Source organism: Vibrio misgurnus, assembly GCF_029635775.1.
GTDB classification, from domain to species: Bacteria; Pseudomonadota; Gammaproteobacteria; order Enterobacterales; family Vibrionaceae; genus Vibrio; species Vibrio chanodichtyis.
Genome location: NZ_CP113242.1, coordinates 561852 through 581196 on the forward strand (window position 1 = coordinate 561852; position 19345 = coordinate 581196).

Here is a 19345-nt window from a genome sequence, read left to right on the forward strand (position 1 = left end):
ATCGATTTCACATTAAATTTATATGACCAAAGCGAGCCATTGTCACACCATAATCGTAACGTTAAGATTTGTGCGAAATGAGATGATTTGATCCTGCCACTATCGAGTTTTTAGCGATTGCATGCAGGATATTTTTGGGGAGCTTACATGTTTGACTTGACGCTAAAACAGCAGCAAAGGTTAATTATCGTGGCATTTTTAGCGATACCGTTGACCTTACTGTTTACTTTTTCTTACTACCCGGCCAGTCAGCTGTTTTATATGAGTGTGACCGACTGGGATGGTTATGCACCGGTAAAAAACTTTATTGGCTTAGAAAATTACACTTACCTTTGGCACGAGCCAGATCAGCTACAACCGCTGTTGGTTACCTTGTATTACTTTGCTGGTGCAGTGATTCAGCTAACCCTCTCGCTGTGGTTTGCGGTGTTAGTCAACTCGAAATTGGCGGGGCGAAATCTCTTTAAGACGTTGTTATTTATTCCATTTGTATTAAATGCTGTTGCCGCCTCTATGGTGTTTCAAATTTTTTACCAAGTGGATGGCGCGCTAGATAGCTTTTTGATCTTGATAGGATTAGAGGAGTGGATCAAACCGTGGTTGATGGATCGCAATGTTGTCAACTGGGCATTGGTTGCGGCATCCATATGGCGTTATTTAGGCTTCAACCTGATTTTATTTTTTGGTGTACTGCAATCCATTCCGCAAGATCAATATGAAGCCGCCCGCATTGAAGGGGCGAGTGAATTACAACAGTTTCGTTTTATCACCTTACCTTCGATTAAATTAGTGATTGGTTTGCAGGTGCTACTGGCTTTTGTTGGCTCACTGTCGGTATTTGAAATCCCAATGATCATCACTAAAGGCGCCAATGGCACCAAAACGTTCGTGATGGCAACATTGGAAACCGCCTTTAACTTTAATGATTTTGGTCTCGCATCGGCGATGGCTGTATTGCTGCTGATGATTGTTGTCCTATTTATGATTCTACAAAAAGTGCTGTTTAAGGAAGGAAAATAATATGTCGCAACCATCAACCGCCATCAGCTATGAAGAGCAGCGACTTATCGCCAAGGTAGAGCGTTCGGAACGGGCGATGAGAAAAGCGCGTTTGAAGAAGACGTTATCCAATCCAAGCCAGGTGTTTTGGCTAACATTTAAATATTTAACCTTAGCTTTAGCTTCACTCGCGGTATTAGTTCCACCGTATTCGGTACTGATGGCTTCATTTAAAACTTTAGATGAATATTACAATACCAGCAAAGTAGGTTTCCCTGAGACATTTGCTAATTTTAGTAACTATGTCAAAGTTTTTACCGATGGCAATTTAGGCTTGGCGTTTTTTAACACCGGCACTATTTTGATGATTTCATTATTTTTTACTATCGTATTTGGTACTCAGGTTGCCTATGTATTATCGCGTTTTGATTTTCGAGGTAAAAAACTGGTTTTATTAGCCTATGTGGTTGCAATGGTCATCCCTGCGGTGACCACGCAAGTGGCTACCTTTGAAGTGATTAAAAGCTTAGGGTTGATTAACCATAAAGCGGCAGTGGTATTATTGTATATTGGCGCAGATGTGGTGATGATTTATGTCTTTTTACAATTTATGAAAGGCATTCCGGTTGAGCTTGATGAAGCGGCTAAAATGGAAGGGGCTTCGTATTTCCTTATCTACCGTAAAATCATTTTGCCATTGTTAAAACCAGCGATAGCCACGATCATTATTTTACGCACCATCTTTATTTATAATGACTTCTATTTCCCATTGCTGTATTTACCGGAAGCTTCTCAGGTGACGGTCTCGACAGCTTTGTATAAATTCACTTCCGTATTTGGTACGGAATGGACCACCATTTCTGCTGGGATTGTGATTATTTTAGTACCATCGATTGTGATTTTCCTCACCTTGCAAAAACAGATTTATGCTGGTGTCACTAATGGTGCAGTAAAAGGCTAAGCACAATGAACTCTTGCTCCCCATTAATTATTCTGTGTCATTGGCTTACTCGTTTAGCGTGGCTAAATCTGGCTTGGATTGGCTTTAGTCTGCTGGGGGGCGTGTTATTCGGTGTTTTTCCTGCGACGGTGATGGTCTGCGTCATGCTGCGTCGTTATCTCAATGGTGCCGTCAAGGTGACGATCAAACAAATGTGGCAGCAATGTAGACAAGAGTTCATGCCCAGTAATCAACTTGGGTGGCTGTTACTGTTACCGACTGGCTGTGGACTGTGGTATGTGCAGTGGGTGGTTATTCATGCTGAACATACTTGGGTAATATTGGCGTTGAGTTTTTTACCCGTGGCGTGTTTGGTATTGCTGGTGAGCTATTGTGTTTTAATTATGCAAGGTTGTTATCATGCCAATAATATCTCTCAGCGTATATGGCAAGCATTATCATTGCTAAAGCAAGACAAAATGGCGTTATTTTCTTCATTGGGTGTGCTGGTGGTTTGTTTATTACTAACGATGTTTATGCCAATTTTTGGATTATTTTATGGCTTATCACCATCGTTATTGACAGCGGTTGGTTTATTATGGCTTAAGCGTGATGAATTAAAGCGCTATTGAGCGTTTGAATTCAACGCCTAAAATTTTAAGAGAAAAAATTATGTTAGAGTTAACCCAATTTAAACAACAACTAAATGATGAAGCAAAAAATATTTTGGAGTTTTGGTTAGGCTTACAAGATAACCAACAGGGTGGTTTTTATTGCTATGCAGATTTTGTCGGTAAGATTGACCCACAACATAATAAAGCGGTGTTATTGCATTCGAGAATTTTGTGGACTTTTTCTGCCGCCTACCGAATTTTGGGTGATGATCGCTATTTGCAAGCCGCTCAGCATTGCTATCAATTTATTATTGAGAAAGCGCTCGATCAGCAGCATGGCGGTGTTTTCTGGTTGTTAGACAAAAATGGTAACGTTGTGGATTCGCAAAAGCATATCTACAACCAAGGCTTTGCGATTTATGCACTGAGTGAATTTTATTTGGCGAGTGGCGATCCACAGGCGCTGGCGGTGGCGATGTCGTTATTTGAATTGATTGAGTCGCATGCGTTTGATGCGACCTTTAGCGGCTATCGAGAAGCGTTTGATCGCACATGGGATCCGATTGAAAATCAATTGGTGTGTGATACCGCAGAAGGGGTATTGGCTGAAAAATCAATGAATACTCATCTACATGTCTTAGAAGCTTACACACTATTGCATCAAGCCAGCCAAGATCCTCGGGTCGCGTCACAACTGGCTGCGCTGAGTCAAATTATGGCCGAGAAAGTGGTCAATGATACGTTGCATTACGGGCTATTTTTTACTCGTGACTGGCGCTGTGTGTCACAGGATATCTCCTATGGGCATGATATTGAGGGCACATGGTTGATGGATGCCGCGGCGCAACAGCTTTCGGATGCACAATTGGCGGCCAAAATTGTCGCGCAAAGTAGTGCAATGGCGCAAATCACCGCTCAGCAAGGGATAGATCGCGATGGCGCGGTATTCAACGAATTACGTGAAGGGCATCTGCTTGATTGCGATCGAATTTGGTGGGTTCAGGCCGAAGCTATGGTCGGTTTTTTTAACGCTTATCAAAAAGATCGCCGCCCACAGCAGTTAGCCAATGCCCTTGGCTGCTGGACGATTATTCAACACCAGTTAAAAGATCATCTCAATGGTGAATGGTATTGGAAAGTGAATCGCTGCGGGCAGCCTTATCGCAACACGGCCAAAGTCGAGCCTTGGAAATGCCCATACCATAATGGACGCGCTTGCCTAGAAATGATTAAACGAATTACCGATGTAGAGCAGACTGGTCAAGTCGTTCAAGCAACGGCACGATAACACGAGGATGACATTATGCACGCTGTAGAAGTAAAACAACTCAACAAAACTTTTGGAAAAACCGTCATCCTAAATGACATCGATTTGGAAATGGAAGCGGGTGGCTTTACCGTGTTACTCGGCCCATCGGGATGTGGTAAATCGACATTGCTGCGTTTAATTGCCGGTCTAGAAGATGTCACCTCGGGTCAAGTGGTGATTGGTGGTAAGGATGTCACTCTCGCGGATCCGAAAGATCGCGATATCGCAATGGTGTTCCAATCTTATGCATTATTTCCGCACATGACGGTGGGTGAAAATATTGGTTTTGGTATGAAAATCAATAAGAAACCAGCAGATCAGATTGCCAAGCGAGTGCAAGAAGTGGCGGATATGCTGCAAATTGGTCACTTATTGGATCGCACTCCTGCTCAATTGTCTGGTGGCCAGCGTCAACGGGTGGCGATTGGCCGCGCTTTGATGAGACAGCCGAAAGTCTTTTTGTTTGATGAGCCGCTCTCTAACTTGGATGCTAAGCTGCGCGGCGAGATGCGCTTAGAGTTGAAAAAACTGCATACATCGCTCGATTCGACAATTATTTATGTGACTCACGATCAGATTGAGGCGATGACTTTAGCGACTAAAATTGTGTTGCTGAACAAAGGCATTCCTCAGCAAATTGGCACCCCTTATGAAATCTATAATCAGCCTGCCAATGTGTTTGTGGCTAAATTTGTCGGCTCACCACAAATTAACTTACTGAAAGGTTTTTTATATCAAGAAGGCAATCAGTGGGGAGTGCTAGTGGATAATGTTTGGATCCCAGTGAAGGATTATCAATTTACCACTAAGCCAGTAAACGACCGCAAAGTGTTATTTGGTATCCGTCCTGAGCATGTGACTCAATCCCCGCTCAACAGCCATTTTGAATTGACACTGCCAGTCAGTGCTTTTGAAATGACCGGTTCTGAAACTTTGGCTGAGTTTGATATGCATGGTCAGGCGTTAAGAGCAAAATTAGATGCTAATTTAAAACTGAATAATGGCGATGCATTGCAACTGCATATGAATCTGAACAATGTTTCGATTTTCTGTGCCGCTACCGAAGAGCGACTGTAATCGATTGCCGGTGTATCGGTGAGCGTATCGCTAAAGTGACAAGCCATCCCAAGCTATTTGGCGCGGGATGGCTTGATCTTATGTGCATCTCGCATACTTAGCTGATCTGCGTGCGATAGCGCTTAGGGCTCACGCCCGATTTACGTTTAAACACCCGCGAAAAATAGAGTGGATCGCTATAACCGACAATTCGACCGATATGGTTAACCGAATAGTTGGAAGTGACGAGCAACTGTTTGGCGCGACTGATGCGTTGATCATCGCGCCATTCGGTGATGGTCATGCCGACTTCGGCACGAAATAAATGGCCTAAGCGCGAAGCGGATAAGCAAGTGGCTGCGGCAATATCTTCGAGGCTAAAGTTGAGTTTCAAATTTTGGGTCATGTAATTCATCGCTTCAATCACCCGCGGATCAAGCGCTTTACTGACCACATCCGGTTGAATGCTTTTACAGCGGATCAGCAGTTGTTCGAGCAGATTAATCGCCAAATCATTGCGGTAAGGCAGATCGGATTTAGTCACATATTCAATATCAATAAACAGATGTTCGATTTGTGCAATGGTGCTGCTGTCTAAGCCTTGGGTTAAATAGACCCCGTTGGCCTGATCATGCCAGTGTAGCCAATCATGCCAAAAAGCCCGTGGTCGAAAATAGACCCAACGATGAAACCAAGAGGCACTGTCTGCTTTACGCTGATAAAAGTGGGTCGCACTGGGGGGAAATAGCAATAAATCGCCGGTTTTGACATCAAAAGCGTGTTCGCCTTGGAAAATAGTCCCCTCACCTTGGCTGGTGAAATTAATGATGAAACCTTTCATACCATTAGGACGGTCGATGGCAAAATCCAGCTCATCCCCTTCAATAATCGGCGTTAATCCTGCCACAAGGTGAGCATCGAAATTATATCCGGGCTTTAATGGGTCGCTGTTTTGCATGCATCATCTTTATCGATTTTTAGCGCAGTGTATTCTGCTGCGGATTCACTGTCACCGTGATTGCTCACAGTTTATCCAGAATAATCCACTGTTTAGCTGAAAATGCTTCTCTGAACAAATCAGTTTTTTGAGTTTTGGCGAGAAATTCACTGGGTAGCCCATTTCTGTGGTGCTGCCATGCTGACGCTGAGAGGGAGCAAGCGGCGGGCGCTGCATCGCTGGATTGTGGTAGAGGTTGAATGGTGTGGCGGATATCTAAACGAGTCGGTACCGCATTACGAGCCAAATATTCAATCACCAGCGCATCATTGACAAAGTGGTAGTTGATGTTAATCGACAAGGTTTCTGCATGATCAATCTGACACCATTGCTCTAATCGATCCAACTTGTGGCGAAAGCGCCAGTTGGCGCAGTGCATGGCAATTGGCTGTCCGTTATTCATCACGGCCATCTCGCCGACATAGCGAGTTTCACCATTCCATTGCAGCTCAAAATTAGCCGAATGGGAGGTCGAGAGTTTGAGGGTCCACTCGGCCTTATTTAACCGTAACCAAGGCGCGGCAGCGAGATCGGTATCATTCACAAATTAACTCCAGAGTGCTCCCCTACGGGAGCACCTGTTCGGGTGGATTAACGCCGGTAGTATACGCCGTTATTGCGTAATTCTTGCTTGAATTGACGCAGATTGGTGTGATTATCAATCACCACCATTTCTAGGCCAAGGATTTCCGCGTAGTCGGTTAGGGTTGCGAGGCTGACCGCTTGGCTGTATACCGCATGATGCGCGCCTCCTGCGTGGATCCACGCGGCCGCGGCGAGGTTAAGATTGGGCTGTGGCTCCCACAAGGCATGTGCAACTGGCAAATGGGGCAGTGACTGCGGTGGCGTTACGGTGTCTACTAAGTTGACCACCATTCTAAATCGCTCACCCAAATCAATGATTGATACATTGAGGGCCGCGCCCGCCTGACCACTAAAAATCAAACGCGGAATATCACAGCGGCAGCCGATCGTGTGGCGGTGAATTTCTAACTTCGGTTGTGCTGCGGCGATAGACGGGCAAACTTCTAACATATGCGCCCCTAAAACCTGCCCTTTATCACCGAAATTGTAGGTGTAATCTTCCATAAACGAAGTGCCACCCGCTTTGCCGTGCCCCATAACCTTCATAATGTGAGTCAAGGCGGCCGTTTTCCAGTCACCTTCGCCACCGTAACCAAAGCCTTTGCTCATCAAACGTTGGGTCGCGAGCCCGGGTAAATTGGTCAGCCCAGTTAGGTTTTCAAAGGTGTTGGTGAATGCATTGGCGCCAACCGAGTTTAAGAATGCCTCCATCCCCAGCTCTAAACGCGCTTCTTGGACTATCAAGCGTTTTAAGCTCGCGTCACTGAGCAGTGAGTCGGCCATTTGGTAGCTTGAGGCGTATTCATCGAGCAGATGATTCACCTCTGAATCGGTCACAGCGTTTACCACTTCACTTAATTCACCGAGCCCGTACGCATTGACTTCATAGCCAAACTGGATTTGCGCCGACACTTTATTGCCTTCGGTGACCGCCACTTGGCGCATGTTGTCACCAAAACGGGCCACTTTCAGTTGCTGACCCGCATTGACCCCGATGGCTGCACGGCACCAATCATCAATTTCGCTATGCACGTGTTGATCTTGCCAATGTCCGACCACCACTTTGCGTTCAATGTTTAAGCGAGTGCCGATGAAACCAAACTCGCGACAACCATGGGCGCTTTGGTTCAAATTCATGAAATCCATGTCGATTTCATCCCACGGCAGTGCGGCATTGAATTGGGTGTGCAGATGTAAGAACGGCTTATTCAGTTGAGAGAGTCCGGCAATCCACATTTTGGCGGGCGAGAAGGTGTGCATCCACAGCATTAAGCCAATACAGTCCGGATCATTGTTGGCCGCGCGGCAAACCGCGAGAATTTCGTCCGGCGTTTTAACCGTACCTTGGTTGGTGATGGCAACTGAGATACCGGGCGCGGCATTTAATCCTGCAATAATCGCGGCACTGTTATGCGCGACACTGTCTAATACTTTCGGTCCGTACAGGTGTTGTGAGCCTGTTACAAACCAGACTTGTTTTTGATTAAAAATCTTCATCATCTTTCCTTATTGCTTGGTTTGACCGTAGTAGGCGTTAGCGCCGTGTTTACGTAAGTAATGTTTGTCGAGTAGCGCTGGGTTAATTGCGCTGACTTGTGGGTTGATTTGTAGAGTGTGCAGAGCCATTGCCGCGACCACTTCCACCACCACCGCGTTGTGTACCGCTTGGTGGGGATCTTGGCCCCAAGTGAAGGGCGCGTGCTCTTTGACTAAAATACCAGGGCAGGCCATCACATCGCGCTCAGCGATAGTTTCAATGATCACTTTGCCAGTATTGAGCTCGTAATCATGAGCGATTTCGGCATCGCTCAATGCCCGTGTACACGCAATTTGACCGTAGAAATAATCCGCGTGAGTGGTGCCGAGGGCTGGAATTGCTCGCCCCGCTTGTGCCCAAGCCGTCGCTTGTGGTGAATGGGTGTGTACAATGCCACCAATCGCTGGGAATTGGCGGTAGAGTGCTAAGTGGGTCGCGGTATCCGAGGAGGGCTGCAGATCGCCGCCGATGATTTTTCCTTGCAGATCCACCACCACCATGTTTTGTGCACTGAGAGCGCCGTATTCGACTCCGCTCGGTTTGATCACTACTAAACCGGATTCACGATCGATGCCGGAGGCATTGCCCCAAGTAAAGGTGACTAAGTTGTGGCGCTGCAGATCCAGATTGGCTTGCCACACCTGATGGCGCAGATGATCGAGTCGTTGCGCAAGTGGCGTGCTGAGTTGACGTGCGATGGAGTCAGACATCTTAACGCTCCTGTGCTTGGTGAAAGTTTGCCATCTGCTCAATATGCTGACCGAACTGACGATAAGTAGCGTAACGGTCGGCGCGCAGGGTTTGTTGCCCGGGCTGAGGTAAGTAGCTGTGACGTATCGGACTGGCCATCACTTGTTGTGCCGCTGTGGTGGTCGGGTATACGCCAGCGGCAACCGCGGCAAAAATCGCTGCGCCGAGAGCACAGCACTGATCCGATTCCACCACAATGATTTCGCGGCCAATCACATCAGCACACATTTGCATGACATACGGTGATTTTTGGGCAATGCCTCCAATCGCAATCACCCGCTCAACATTGACCTCTTGCTCAATAAAACCATCGACAATCGCTTTAGCGCCGTGGGCCGTCGCTTCAACTAAGGCTGCAAAAAGAGCGGGCGCAGTGCTGCCTAGATTTAAATCACACAGCGCGCCCTTTAAACGTTGATTGGCGTGAGGGGTGCGGCGGCCATTGAGCCAGTCGATGGCCGCTGGAGTGTTGTGGTCGATAGCTTGCTGCTGGGCTGCCTCGGTTAGCAGTGGAATTAATTGCGCGCTAATTTGTTTGGCCGTCGGGGCAAAATCGGGGTGCTGTTCGGCGTAAGCGTGTAGTGGCCACATCAGCAGATTTTTGAACCAAGCGTACAGATCGCCAAATGCCGATTGGCCCGCTTCGAGTGCCAGCAGCTCTGGCATTGCACTGCCTTGCACTTGGCCACAAATACCATGAATGGTGCGATCACCGACTTGCTCTGCCTCAACCATCAAAATATCACAGGTCGATGTGCCGATAACTTTGACCAAATCATGCGCGCCAGCGCCAGCTCCCACCGCACCCATATGGCAGTCAAACTCACCAATCGCAATGGTAATGCCAACGGTTAAGCCGAGTTGTTCAGCCCATGACTGAGACAGGTAGCCCGCGGCTTGGTCAGCGGTGAACACTTCGCTGAACATACGCTCGCGTATGCCATCAAGAGTTGGCGAAATGGCACTGAGAAACGCTTGGTCGGGTAGGCCTCCCCAACTTTGATGCCACATGGCTTTATGTCCGGCGGCACAAATACCACGGCGCAAAGTGTGCGGATGCTCGGTTGCCGACAAAATCGCTGGGATCCAGTCACACAGCTCCACCCAACTGTAGGCGTGTTGGGCCACGAGTGGATCTTGTTCGCTCACCCAAGCGGCTTTGGCCCATAGCCATTCCGAAGAGTAAACCCCGCCGATGTAGCGGGTGTAATCGGTAAATTGGCCAGAGTGGGCGAGTTGATTGATCCGTTCGGCTTTCGCTACCGAGGTGTGATCTTTCCACAGCACGAACATCGCATTTGGGTTGTCGGCAAACTCGGGCCGTAACGCCAAAATCGTACCGTTTTCATCGATCGGCGCTGGGGTTGAACCGGTCGTATCCACGCCAATGCCGACGATAGCCGCGCGGATGGTGGCCGGTACCGTCGCCAGCACTTGTTGCATCGCGCTGGTCATCGCTTCCAAATAATCGAGCGGATGGTGCCTAAATTGTGATTGTGCTGGCTGGCAATATAGCCCTTGCATCCAGCGCGGATAATAGACCACAGCGGCAGAGACTTCGCCACCGGTCTGTGCATTAACAATCAGTGCCCGTACCGAATCGGATCCGAAATCCAAGCCAATCACATGCGGCTGAGGGGTTTTGTTTGTATCCATAACTGCTCCACTTTTGCTCAGCAAACCAAATTTTGTCCAAGTTATAGCGGTAGCATGGCGCTTATCCCATAAATCAGCTTGCTAAATTTATGGATAAAAACGTCATGAAGAGTTTTTTGTGTTGTGACTGATAGTTTGTAATTGTGGGGATAAATTAGCCAAGTTTACGATTTTGTGGCTAAATTTGCTTATTTTATTGGCATTAATAAGTTGCGCTCGATATGAATGCGAGCTGAGTCATATCCTCTATGGCTAAATTAATGGATAAAAACGCTACATTTTTTGACTGTGATTAGGGTCACTAATAAATCTTGTTAAATCTACAACTATGAATAGCGAACACTCACCTCTACCAGTGGATGGATAACAATGAAACTAAAAAAACTACTCACAATCGCTGCTCTATCTGGCGTTACCGTACTCAGTGCCTCAGCCAATGCATTTTTTGGTTCCAATGATGATACGAGACTAGGTTACCTCGTTAAGCAACCTGAAGAGCCGTGGTTTCAAACTGAATGGTCATTTGCGGAAAAAGCCGGTAAGGATTTGGGCTTTCAAGTGATAAAAATGGCGGTACCGGATGGCGAGAAAACCCTCAATGCGATTGATACATTAGCCGCGCAAGGGGCGAAAGGATTTGTCATTTGTACGCCAGATCCTAAGTTAGGTCCTGCGATCATGGCTAAAGCCAAAAGTTATGATCTCAAAGTGGTCACAGTGGATGATCAGTTCCTCAACGCACAAGGCGAGCCGATGACCGAGGTGCCATTGGTTATGATGGCCGCTACCGCGATTGGTGAGCGCCAAGGGCTTGAGCTGTACCAGGAAATGCAAAAGCGTAATTGGGATGTCTCAACCACGGCTGTGATGGCGATCACCGCCGATGAGTTGGATACCGCACGTCGCCGAGTCAGCGGCTCTATCGCGGCGTTGAAACAAGCAGGTTTCCCTGAAAGCCAAATCTACCGCGTACCGACCAAAACCAATGATATTCCAGGAGCACTGGATGCGGCCAACTCTCTGCTAGTGCAATACCCGAATGTGAAGCAATGGTTGATTGTGGGCATGAACGATAACACCGTTCTCGGCGGAGTGCGTGCCACTGAAGGCCAAGGCTTTAATGCCAATAACGTGATTGGTGTTGGCATCAATGGAGTCGATGCGGTGAATGAACTGGCCAAGTCGCAACCGACCGGTTTCTATGGCTCATTACTGCCTAGCCCAGATGTGCATGGCTATAAAAGTATTGAATCGCTCTACAAATGGGTGAAAGAGGATCTTGAACCCGAGAAGTTTGTGGAAGTGACCGATGTGGTACTGATCACCCGTGACAACTTCAAAGCTGAACTAGCGAAAAAAGGGCTATAAGCCGATTGGCGATGACGGTCACACTGGCCGTCATCCACTCATTTACGGAGAGTATGTTATGGCAACGTCCCCGTCTTATCTTGAATTTCGAAATATCTCTAAACATTTTCCGGGTGTGAAGGCTCTGCACAATGTCAGTTTTCGCGCGGATGCCGGCAGTATTCACGCTTTAATGGGGGAAAATGGGGCTGGCAAATCAACCTTACTGAAAACGTTAAGCGGTTTGCATCAGCCGACCGAAGGTCAAATCGCGATTGATGGGCAACCCGTTGTGCTCAATTCAACCAATGATGCGCTTGAGCACGGCATCGCGATTATTTATCAAGAGCTCAACTTAGTTCCTGAACTGACCGTGGCGGAGAACATTTACCTTGGGCAATTGCCGACCAAAGGTGGCCGAGTCGATACCGAAACCCTTAACCGCAATGCACGAGTTCAACTGCAGCGTTTAGGTGAAACTTTCGATCCTGCTTGTCCATTGAAAGCGTTGTCGATCGGTCAATGGCAAATGGTGGAAATTGCCAAAGCACTCAGCCGCAATGCACAAATTATTGCCTTTGATGAGCCGACCAGTAGCTTGTCACAACGTGAAATCCAAAACCTGTTCAAAGTGATCCGTGAACTGCGTGATGACGGCAAAATCATTTTATATGTTTCACACCGTATGGAAGAAATTTTCGAGCTGTGCGATGCGATCACTATTTTCAAAGATGGCCAACATGTGCAGTCATTCTATGCGATGTCAGAGCTGACCCATGATCGTTTAGTGGCTTTAATGGTTGGGCGTGAAATTAATGATATTTACAACTACCGACCACGTAAGTTAGGCGAAAGTGGTTTGCGTTTAGCCAACGTTGAAGGCCCAGGCTTAAGTGCCCCAGTATCTTTAGATATTCAGCAAGGGGAAATTCTTGGACTATTTGGCCTAGTCGGTGCGGGTCGTACCGAGTTGACCCGCCTGATCTTTGGTGCGGATAGAAAAACCGCTGGCGATCTTTATCTACACGATGTCAAAGTCAGCGTGAAAAGTCCGCGCGATGCGATTCGTCTAGGGATCACGCTGTGTTCCGAAGACCGCAAAGCTGATGGCATCGTGCCGATTATGTCGCTGCAAGAAAACACCAATATCAGTGCTCGACCATGGCACTTAAAACTGAGTAGTTTGATCGATTTTGCTTGGGAAACCTCTAACGCGACTAAGCAAAAAGAGGCGTTAAATATTAAAGCGGCATCTTTAGATCAACCGGTAGGCAAGTTGTCTGGTGGTAATCAGCAAAAAGTGATTCTGGGACGCTGGTTATCAACCGCGATGAGTGTGATTTTACTCGATGAGCCGACGCGCGGGATCGATGTCGGAGCGAAATCCGAAATTTATGAACTGATTTTTAAGCTGGCAGAAAATGGGGTAACGGTGCTGGTTGTTTCCAGTGATTTACCAGAAGTGTTGGGTATTTCTGATCGGATCTTGGTGATGAAAGAAGGTGCAGTGGCTGGCGAATTAACTCGTCAGCAGTTTAACGAACAAACCGCACTTCGTCTGGCCATGCTTGATCAGGACGATGCGGCAGCCGCTTAACATTAAGGAGTATCATTATGTCTATAACGAGTTCTACAAAAATACTCACACCGCAAGATGAGAAACGTACCTTGAGTTTTGCCGGTATTTGGGATCGCTTCGGAATGCTGATGGTGTTTGCCGGCCTGTTTTTGTTGTGCGCATTTTTCGTGCCTTACTTTGCGACCTTTATCAACATGAAAGGGTTAGGGCTCGCCATTTCGATGAGTGGCATGGTGGCATGTGCGATGTTGTTTTGCCTTGCGTGTGGTGATTTGGATTTATCGGTTGCGTCAATTGTTGCTTGCTCTGGCGTGGTGACTGCGGTGGCGATCAACGCCACCAGTAGTGTGGTGCTTGGGATTGGTGCTGGTCTACTGTCTGGAGTGGCATTTGGGCTACTCAACGGTTTTGTGATTGCCAAACTACAAATCAACGCTTTGATCACGACGCTAGCCACGATGCAAATTGCGCGTGGTTTGGGCTATATCATCTCTGATGGTAAAGCGGTCGGGATCACCGAAGAGAACTTTTTTGCCTTAGGTAATTCATCAATTTTCGGTATTCCGACCCCGATTTGGTTAACCATGATCACTTTTGCTGTGTTCGCTTTTTTGCTCAATCGCACCGTCTATGGGCGCAATACGTTAGCAATTGGTGGCAACGAGGAGGCGGCACGGTTGGCTGGAGTTAATGTGGTGAAAACCAAGATGATCATCTTTACGGTGTCGGGATTTATCTCGGCATTGGCTGGAGTCATTTTGGCAGCACGCATGACCAGTGGTCAGCCAATGACTTCGGTTGGTCTTGAACTGGTGGTGATTTCGGCTTGTGTCTTGGGTGGCGTTTCACTGAAAGGTGGGATTGGTAAAGTCTCCTATGTGATTGCTGGGGTGCTGATTTTGGGCACGGTCGAAAATGCGATGAACCTGCTGAATATGTCACCTTTCTCACAATATGTGGTACGCGGCATCATCTTACTCGCGGCGGTGATCTTCGATCGTTATAAACAAAATCAACATGGCTAAGTTGGGCTCGTGCCATTTCGTATGGTAAAGCAGAACAAATCCCTCAGCCTTGGCTGAGGGATTTTGCGTTACAGCACTGCTGGCTGCGACACTTAAGGCGGATTGAGATAGTATTTTGCCAAAAATCGCGCATAATCGGATCACTCAACACGTTAAAGAAGAAATGATCTATGACTGATTTTCACTATTACTTTGAACAGCTGCCTTGTTTTAACTGTAAAAACACCAAAGTCAGTACCGATCTTGGTTGGTTAACTGCCGCGATGAAAGAGGAAGTCTTAGCTCAGGTTGCAGAGTTGATTGCCCAAGACAACCTTGAGCCGGATTTAGCCGTAAACGTGACTTGCAGTGAATCGCAAGCGCGGGATTACTTGTTACTGAATTTCTTTGGTTATTCAGAACAAGAGCTGGTGGATCAGGTGGATGCGGAAGATGAGCAAGAAGTTGCCGATGAAATTGCTGAACTACTGGCAGATGGTGACGAGAGTATTGTGTTTGAGCACGACATTGCCCTGCAAAGTTGTACTGAGTGTGAGATAGAAGAAGAGTAACACTCCGTCAGGATTGAGTGGCTAACTGTTGGCTGAACGCCAATTGTGGCACTTGCCGCTTGGCATAAAAAATCCCCCGGCCTTGGCTGGGGGATTTTGTGTTTTAGAGCGGGATTACAGTTTGTCCCACGCCATTTCCCAATGACTACCCGTACCTGGTTGGTACTGAGTCGCATTGGTAGTCCACTGTTGGCAGTAACCTGAGTATGGCCATGGCTTACATTGGTAAATGGCGCCATCTTCAGCCAGCACTTTGCTGCCATCAACGTATTGATCTAAACCGTGAGGGAAGACAAAGTCATAATCCCCTTCGCTAGGTGGCGTTTGTGGCTCGACCAGCATGAAATCTAGGGTTTGTTGATATTGCAAGTTGCCATCGCGATCTTTGCTGCGAGACACCAGCATATGGTGGCCAGCTTTGGCTTCGCTGAGTGTCAATTGCACTGATTTTACTTCACCATCGTTAATGGCTTGGCTCCAGCTTGCTAATGGTGTCTGATGATGATTATACACCGTCAGTTCTGCGGTCATGTCACCTTGCGCTTCAAGCGTCAGATCCAGTTGCACCGGTTGTTCACCAATCTGGTAGTTGGCAGCTAAACCGGATACGGTGAGCGAATATTCTGGCTGTGGTGCTTCGATGTGATAACCGATTTCAACCCGTTGTAAGCCACTCGAATCTTTTAGATAGATTGGGTTAGTGCCGTATACTGGCACAAACTGATCACCATTGAGCTGGCCAGCTCGTAGCTGAGTTTGGGTTTGGTTGATTTTACTGGCTAAAGCATAAGACCACTGGTTGGCTTGGGTCAGCGTTTGCGAATCGATTTTAAGCTCAGTGCGGTAAGCTGGGTTTTCACCGGCAGCATCAAATACACGAGTAAATACGGTATCACCAATACTCAGGTCCATGGTTGGGATGATCTGCCCACCTTGTTGCCAATCTGGGATCACTGGGCTATCGCCAGCAAATTTGACATCGATGACGTTGTAAAACGCCGCCGCCGTATCACCCACATCCCACACCGCAAGGATCACATGGTAGCCTTCGCGCTCAGGCACAATACACTCATGGCTAACCAATTTCGGCGGTTGCACCATATTGCCTTCAATCACACAAAATGGGTTTAGATCAAAAGAATCACGTGATAGGGCTTGGTTGGCGTTCCAATCCGGTTTGGTGATGTAGTATTTCCAATCTTTGGTGACGTGGTTGGCGGTAAACGTCCACTCAAAGTTTTGTGGACCGGCTTGAATTGGGCGTTTTACCCAACGATCCGCAGTTTGCTCATCAAGTGCAGCGGCCAGTGCGCTTTCTGCGCTGGCGATTTTGCCATCACGCGGTCCTGAGATTGGGAAACCTTCCGGTCCTTCAACACTTTGTGGCTCATATTGAATTGCGCCGCAGTTGGTGTTTTTCTCACCGCTGTCATTGGCGGCATATTTACACAATGCGACACGTCCTTCCGCGACGCCGTTTTCCACTGCTGACACATAACCATGGCCATAGGCGATACCACTGATTGCCGATAATGCTAAAGTAATAGCGGTCATTATAGGTTGCTTTTTCATCACAAACTCTTTTTTGTTGGCTGACATATTGTGCCTGATCGATAGTCAGGCGTTATTTTTTTGTTCATTCAGCAACGCAAGCCGACAACGCAGTGAAACTGTGCTGGCAACCCCGCTATCATAGCGATCAAGCCTGTGTTTGAACGAGCGGCTTGAACGCCACAGACCGGTGGTTTTGCGTCCCACTTTTTCAAGTGGTTTGCCGAAATGTGATCAAGCGCAAATTTAACCAAATTAAGCCCAGAAAGCCACTGAGTGCCCAATTTATGGAATCAAACTCTCATCATGATGATTTTACATTTAACTGATTGATATTAAATGTAAATGATTATCGTGTTTTCTATGGGAATGCTTGGTGTAAGGTCAGATTTTGCCTACATGATTTCAGGCTCAAACATAGTGATCGAATCACCAACAATTTTGAGATTGGCAGCTAAAATGAAAGGTGTAATTACTTTCATCGAGATAAGACTAATAAAATAATGTTTTATTGTTAACTTGTTGTTTTTATTTAGCTTGTTGCTTACAGAATACGCCTGTACGCCCGAAAGTCATTGCAGCTTACTGTGAAGTACTTCAAAATTAGGACGTTTATATTTCTTCTTGGTTAAGAATGAGGTTGTGATGAGAGTCGCTGATCTGCTAAAGCATCGAGCTGAACATTTGGTTAAGCACACTGAGTTTAAACAGTGGATGTCACCTTCAGTACGTGAATACTGGGATGATATTTTGAGCAAAACCCATCGTCGCCCGCTATTTGCTTGGGTGAAAGATTTGCATTTGCCAGCCAATGAAGAGACTCCCATCCCAGAGCCGATTGTGCTCAATCCTCAAGCACAACAAGTGTATGATCAGCTACAACATCAAGTGGGTGAAGTGATCCACACGGGTGAATGGTTGCTGGTCGATCAATCGCGCATTAATCAGTTTGGTGCTGTCACCGAAGATATGCAGTGGATCCATACCAATCCTGAGCGTGCTGCAGTGGAATCTCCCTTTAAAACGACCATCGCGCATGGCTTTTTGACGCTAGCGTTATTGCCGAAATTGACCGACAGTGTTGATGAAGAGAATTCGCTATTCCCGAGTGCCAAAATGGTGGTCAACATTGGCCTTAATTCCGTGCGTTTCCCATACCCAGTTAAAGCGGGCAACCGCGTGCGGGCGGTGAGTACGTTATCAAAAGTCACGCCGATCAAAAAAGGTCTTGAGATTGAACGTGAAATTAAGGTTGAAATTGAAGGTGTGCGCCGCCCTGGCTGTGTGGTGGTTTCAGTGATCCAACTGCATTTTTAGTGGCTAACGATCACAAACGACAACAAATCAAATTCAACTAAGGAGAGCACAAGCTCTCCTTAGTCTTTTTTGCTCCGAACACTTCTTAATCCGGCAAGTTACTCTTCATTGCTTGGCATAATATAGCCATATTCCACAATCAATTTTTTGGTTGGTTCAGATTGTAAAAAGGCAATGAATTGCTTGGTCTGCTCACTTGCTTTCTCTGGGTAGTGCAAAATCAAGAAAGGGCGTGAGAGTTGGTAGCTGTGTTTAGCGATGTTATCTGCGCTGGGTTCGGTTTTTTCAAACTGGATGGCCTTAATCGATTTATCGACCGAACCAATCGAGATAAAGCCAATCGCTTGGGTATTGTGGTTGACTAAGGTTTTCACCATGCTGTTGCTATTCACCACTAAAGCGGTTGGAGTAACGTCAGACACTTGGCGATTATTGACTGTTTTGGTCAATCCCATCAAGCTTTCAAAGCTGTAGCGCGAGCCGGAAGAGGCCTCCCGAGTGACCAAGGCAATCTTCTGATCATGACCACCGACTTGTTTCCAGTTAGTGATTTGGCCCTTGTAGATGCCGTAAAGCTGCTCGCGGCTTAAATTGGTGATTGGATTGGTTTGGTTAACCACAATGGCTAAACCATCAAACGCCAGCGTAAAACTGTGCAGATCATTTTGCGCCTCACTTTCGGTCAGGTAACGTGAGGTCATTGCAATGTCCGCCACCCCTTTTTGTAATAGTGAGATGCCTGCCGTTGAACCGACGCCTTGTACGGCAACATAAGTTGCAGGATGCGCCTTGTTGTACTCTTCTGCCAGTATATCCATGATTCTGGCCACGGAAGTGGAACCTGAAACGTTAATTTCACTTGCTTGCACAGAAAATGTCATCGTGCTGATAGAAAAGAAAACTGCGCAAACGGCGGCAAGTGCCATTTTAAACATAGAGTTGCTCCCGTATTATCAAAAAAATATCTTAACCAGCTTACCTGAAGCGTATGACAAAAATGTGAATTTATGCGTAGAGTTAGCGATATCACGTTGGAATTGATCGAAAATGGTTACTGTTAAATCATCTTGCAAGCATAGAATGGTGGTGTACCGTTAGCCATACGAGCAACCTTGATTGAGTGGTGAGGTTAAAATGATTGTTCATCTGCAGCAAAAACAGCTTGAGCGCCGCGCTGAGCTACTGTGCAACTATCGCAATCAAAGCCTGCCGGCTGAGCTTGGGAAAGCGAGCTTTGAGGTGATTGATCATGGTGTGCAGTTTATTTGGTGCCACTACAAGTTAGATTCAACCCAGTGTGATTATCAAAGCTTGGTCGCGAAAATTATTTGGCAACCAGAGTCAAACCAGTGGGAGCTCTATGCTTATGATTCGGATGCCGCTGTAGGCGATGAGCCTTGGATCCCTTATCCTTTTTTAGCGCGCAGCCATGATTTGACCGCGATGATCCGTGAAGTGGAAAAAGATCCGAAAAGCTATTTCTGGGGCTAATCGCGCAGTAAGCACATTCTGTGAGATAAAAAACAATGTGA

At 46.9% G+C, this 19345-nt stretch carries 18 protein-coding genes and 1 riboswitch; of the genes, 11 read left to right on the forward strand and 7 right to left on the reverse strand.

The window, feature by feature from the left end:
• Positions 1-147 precede the first annotated feature (147 nt).
• From OOK74_RS14275 to OOK74_RS14295, 5 genes are read left to right on the forward strand one after another with little or no spacing between them, the layout of a single operon-like run.
• Positions 148-1020, forward strand: a complete 873-nt coding sequence (locus OOK74_RS14275; RefSeq protein WP_166015272.1) for a carbohydrate ABC transporter permease — start codon at positions 148-150, stop codon at positions 1018-1020.
• Position 1021: 1 nt separating this feature from the next.
• Positions 1022-1960 carry a carbohydrate ABC transporter permease gene (locus OOK74_RS14280; protein WP_274721717.1) on the forward strand — a complete coding sequence of 313 codons (939 nt, stop codon included), beginning with the start codon at positions 1022-1024 and terminating at the stop codon, positions 1958-1960.
• 5 nt (positions 1961-1965) lie between these two features.
• Positions 1966-2571, forward strand: coding sequence for a DUF624 domain-containing protein (locus OOK74_RS14285; protein WP_278183352.1), 606 nt, complete (start codon positions 1966-1968; stop codon positions 2569-2571).
• A gap of 40 nt (positions 2572-2611) precedes the next feature.
• Positions 2612-3841, forward strand: coding sequence for an AGE family epimerase/isomerase (locus OOK74_RS14290; protein ID WP_278183353.1), 1230 nt, complete (start codon positions 2612-2614; stop codon positions 3839-3841).
• A gap of 15 nt (positions 3842-3856) precedes the next feature.
• Entirely contained in the window at positions 3857-4939 is a 1083-nt protein-coding gene (locus OOK74_RS14295) for an ABC transporter ATP-binding protein (RefSeq protein ID WP_277206453.1), read from the forward strand.
• Between the two features lie 97 nt (positions 4940-5036).
• Here OOK74_RS14295 and araC read toward each other — a convergent pair whose 3' ends face one another.
• From araC to OOK74_RS14320, 5 genes are all read right to left on the reverse strand, one after another.
• On the reverse strand, positions 5037-5876 hold the full coding sequence (gene araC / locus OOK74_RS14300; RefSeq protein WP_277206454.1) for an arabinose operon transcriptional regulator AraC: 840 nt from the start codon (positions 5874-5876) through the stop codon (positions 5037-5039).
• A gap of 64 nt (positions 5877-5940) precedes the next feature.
• Complete coding sequence (locus tag OOK74_RS14305; protein ID WP_274721722.1) at positions 5941-6459, reverse strand: hypothetical protein; 519 nt, start codon at positions 6457-6459, stop codon at positions 5941-5943.
• Between the two features lie 47 nt (positions 6460-6506).
• Positions 6507-7997, reverse strand: coding sequence for an L-arabinose isomerase (gene araA / locus OOK74_RS14310; protein WP_278183354.1), 1491 nt, complete (start codon positions 7995-7997; stop codon positions 6507-6509).
• 9 nt (positions 7998-8006) lie between these two features.
• Entirely contained in the window at positions 8007-8747 is a 741-nt protein-coding gene (locus OOK74_RS14315; protein WP_278183355.1) for an L-ribulose-5-phosphate 4-epimerase, read from the reverse strand.
• A 1-nt stretch (position 8748) separates the two neighbouring features.
• On the reverse strand, positions 8749-10443 hold the full coding sequence (locus OOK74_RS14320; RefSeq protein ID WP_278183356.1) for a ribulokinase: 1695 nt from the start codon (positions 10441-10443) through the stop codon (positions 8749-8751).
• 369 nt (positions 10444-10812) lie between these two features.
• On the opposite strand from OOK74_RS14320, the gene OOK74_RS14325 reads away from it, so the two are divergent.
• The 4 genes from OOK74_RS14325 to OOK74_RS14340 all read left to right on the forward strand — a co-directional run bounded on the left by OOK74_RS14325 (position 10813) and on the right by OOK74_RS14340 (position 14945).
• Positions 10813-11811: an arabinose ABC transporter substrate-binding protein gene (locus OOK74_RS14325; RefSeq protein WP_166015282.1), complete on the forward strand. Its 999-nt coding sequence runs from the start codon at positions 10813-10815 to the stop codon at positions 11809-11811.
• Between the two features lie 58 nt (positions 11812-11869).
• Positions 11870-13387 carry an L-arabinose ABC transporter ATP-binding protein AraG gene (gene araG, locus OOK74_RS14330; RefSeq protein WP_274721726.1) on the forward strand — a complete coding sequence of 506 codons (1518 nt, stop codon included), beginning with the start codon at positions 11870-11872 and terminating at the stop codon, positions 13385-13387.
• Between the two features lie 17 nt (positions 13388-13404).
• Positions 13405-14394 (forward strand): L-arabinose ABC transporter permease AraH, encoded by a 990-nt coding sequence (gene araH / locus OOK74_RS14335; RefSeq protein ID WP_274721727.1) that lies wholly within the window; start codon positions 13405-13407, stop codon positions 14392-14394.
• Positions 14395-14564: 170 nt separating this feature from the next.
• The gene (locus OOK74_RS14340; protein ID WP_274721728.1) at positions 14565-14945 is read left to right on the forward strand and encodes a hypothetical protein; all 381 of its coding nucleotides are present in this window, start codon (positions 14565-14567) and stop codon (positions 14943-14945) included.
• Positions 14946-15059: 114 nt separating this feature from the next.
• On the opposite strand, the gene gbpA is transcribed toward OOK74_RS14340, so the two are convergent.
• Positions 15060-16517, reverse strand: a complete 1458-nt coding sequence (gene gbpA, locus OOK74_RS14345) for an N-acetylglucosamine-binding protein GbpA (RefSeq protein ID WP_277206459.1) — start codon at positions 16515-16517, stop codon at positions 15060-15062.
• 102 nt (positions 16518-16619) lie between these two features.
• A riboswitch (cyclic di-GMP riboswitch) is annotated at positions 16620-16731 on the reverse strand.
• Between the two features lie 410 nt (positions 16732-17141).
• On the opposite strand from gbpA, the gene OOK74_RS14350 reads away from it, so the two are divergent.
• Positions 17142-17813 carry a MaoC family dehydratase gene (locus OOK74_RS14350; protein ID WP_274721730.1) on the forward strand — a complete coding sequence of 224 codons (672 nt, stop codon included), beginning with the start codon at positions 17142-17144 and terminating at the stop codon, positions 17811-17813.
• Positions 17814-17911: 98 nt separating this feature from the next.
• Here the strand turns inward: OOK74_RS14350 and OOK74_RS14355 are convergent, their stop codons facing one another.
• Positions 17912-18748 (reverse strand): phosphate ABC transporter substrate-binding protein PstS family protein, encoded by an 837-nt coding sequence (locus OOK74_RS14355; protein WP_274721731.1) that lies wholly within the window; start codon positions 18746-18748, stop codon positions 17912-17914.
• Positions 18749-18947: 199 nt separating this feature from the next.
• Between OOK74_RS14355 and OOK74_RS14360 the strand changes: the two genes are divergently transcribed.
• Positions 18948-19304, forward strand: coding sequence for a DUF3024 domain-containing protein (locus OOK74_RS14360; protein ID WP_166015289.1), 357 nt, complete (start codon positions 18948-18950; stop codon positions 19302-19304).
• Positions 19305-19345: the final 41 nt, after the last annotated feature.